At 41.6% G+C, this 1,889-nt stretch carries 5 protein-coding genes; 3 read left to right on the top strand and 2 right to left on the bottom strand.

Features of this window, described 5'->3' with window-relative positions:
• The first annotated feature begins 74 nt into the window (after positions 1 to 74).
• Both PX636_RS07665 and PX636_RS07660 read left to right on the top strand, forming a co-directional pair.
• Positions 75 to 371: a toxin-antitoxin system TumE family protein gene (locus tag PX636_RS07665; RefSeq protein ID WP_004163330.1), complete on the top strand. Its 297-nt coding sequence runs from the start codon at positions 75 to 77 to the stop codon at positions 369 to 371.
• The gene (locus PX636_RS07660; protein WP_002751511.1) at positions 352 to 699 is read left to right on the top strand and encodes an HVO_A0114 family putative DNA-binding protein; all 348 of its coding nucleotides are present in this window, start codon (positions 352 to 354) and stop codon (positions 697 to 699) included. Before PX636_RS07665 ends, PX636_RS07660 begins: the two co-directional genes overlap by 20 nt.
• 71 nt (positions 700 to 770) lie before the next feature.
• Here PX636_RS07660 and PX636_RS07655 read toward each other — a convergent pair whose 3' ends face one another.
• Positions 771 to 1,193 carry a type II toxin-antitoxin system VapC family toxin gene (locus PX636_RS07655; protein WP_288116650.1) on the bottom strand — a complete coding sequence of 141 codons (423 nt, stop codon included), beginning with the start codon at positions 1,191 to 1,193 and terminating at the stop codon, positions 771 to 773.
• Positions 1,180 to 1,440, bottom strand: a complete 261-nt coding sequence (locus tag PX636_RS07650) for a hypothetical protein (RefSeq protein ID WP_002751499.1) — start codon at positions 1,438 to 1,440, stop codon at positions 1,180 to 1,182. Before PX636_RS07650 ends, PX636_RS07655 begins: the two co-directional genes overlap by 14 nt.
• Positions 1,441 to 1,621: 181 nt before the next feature.
• Between PX636_RS07650 and PX636_RS07645 the strand changes: the two genes are divergently transcribed.
• Positions 1,622 to 1,846 (top strand): hypothetical protein, encoded by a 225-nt coding sequence (locus PX636_RS07645; RefSeq protein ID WP_288116649.1) that lies wholly within the window; start codon positions 1,622 to 1,624, stop codon positions 1,844 to 1,846.
• Positions 1,847 to 1,889: the final 43 nt, after the last annotated feature.

The raw sequence follows: 1,889 nt of genomic DNA, 5'->3' as shown, positions 1-1,889 counted from the left end.
TATAGAAGAATATGAGGCGTTTTTAACTGTTGGGGACATTGACAACAGGCTAAGGTGTTGTTAGTATATCCAACATGAAGGCTACCGCTCTCATTCGTCGTCGCGTCATCTTGGCCCCAGACGCATTCGCAGAAGTCACTGTCTGGCGTGTTTCCCAACCAGTTCTGCCATCGGAGCATCCTTACAAATATCGTCTCGCTTACATAGTCAACGGCAAATGTGTGTTGCGATATGATAACGAACGCGGTAAAGGCGATCACCGTCATTTCGATGGTGTGGAGTCTCTTTATGCTTTCTCTTCGCCAGACCAATTGATGGCCGACTTCAACTCTGACATTTTGAGGTGGAATTATGAACACGGTCGTTCTTGAAGTTCGCTCCTTGACTGACACCCTTGCCGATGCCGTTCAAGCGATGAAAACTGGTCGAGCAGAAAAAGAAGTTCGTATCAGTTTTGCTACCCCCGAACTTCTCTGGAAAGTTCTGACTGCCAAGCGGTGGGAACTCCTCAAAGCTATGTGCGGTGCTGGCCCCATTTCTATCCGTGAGGCGGCGAGGCGAGTACATCGGGATGTAAAAGCAGTACATGGAGATATTACGGCACTTTTAAATGTCGGTATTCTGAGTCGTGTAGCAGATGGGAGCGTAGAGTTCCCTTTTGAAGCGATCAAGGTTGAATTCATGTTGCAAGCCGTTTGATCGCCGGATTAGTAGCGATCGCCAATAAAGAGGATACCTGAAGCAAAAGTATTATCATTCTCTCGAAATTATTAAGGATATCCTAAGAATAAATTTTGAAAAGTATGGGTATCCTGCCAGCGATAGATTGAAAAATCGCGGCGAGCTGACGTTAAAATTTTCCCATGCCCTAAGTTTTCAGCTAATACTACTAATGAAGCATCAGCTAGATCCATTGGTATATCTTCATAACGTTTCATAAGTTGTTGCATTCGTCTAACATGATTTGATTGTAATTCAAATACTTCAAAACCACCTGCTAAGAAATTTTGAATAAATAGCAGTTGAGCATGATTACCGAGACGAGTTAGCAAAAGGTAACAAGTTTCGGTGACAACACACCAGGTTGTTATTAGGGGTTCTCGCAATCTTTGAATTACAAGCTGTGCTTGTTGATGATGATGATCTTGCTCATTGGCGAGGGCCAACCAGAAGCCTGTATCAACTATAATCATGTTTGGCTGACCATTCTTCCTTGAGGATGGTTTTATAATTAGTAGAAAGATCGGGCGAACCTTGTCCACACCCAATAAAACCGCTTTCTTTCAGCACTTTAAGAGCATCTGAGTTACGCGGGTGTAGTTTGGTATATTGTTGCTCAATAACTTGATTGAGCAGGGTAGTGATATCCTGATCGCTATGTTGTTGGATGTAGGCGAGTTTTTCCCTTTGTTCTTGGCTAAGATGAATGGTGATGTCCATAGTCCTTCTCCTTAATAATGTCTAAACTATGATTAGAATGATTGAATGATCGACTATGACTAGGTTATCCTTTGTCCTTGACAATCACGAATATTTATTGTATCACACTATATCATAAGGTCGCTCTCTCTCAAAAAAAATCACAGTCCATCACATAATCACATGAATCACAGTACAGACAATGAATGAACAACGCGCCCAAGCTTATGTTAATTTAATTGAACAGTTGCTCGCTTGTGCTGATGGTGAGGAACTCAATAATATTCTGCAAGCAAATCAGGAATTGATTGACCCCCAATTTTTGCAGGTGATGGAAAACTATGCAACAGGGTTAGAACAACAAGGACATAATAATCCTGTTGCTTGGTTACGGGATATAAAGTATAGAATCTTGTTAAGTACCTAAGCAAAATTAATTACACATTTCGATAAAGCTTTTGCCTTTTGCC

It is taken from the genome of Microcystis sp. M53598_WE2 (genome assembly GCF_030067735.1).
In the GTDB taxonomy this organism is placed as follows: domain Bacteria; phylum Cyanobacteriota; class Cyanobacteriia; order Cyanobacteriales; family Microcystaceae; genus Microcystis; species Microcystis aeruginosa.
Note: the sequence above shows the minus strand (reverse complement) of the source record. Positions and strands in the feature narration are given on the sequence as shown.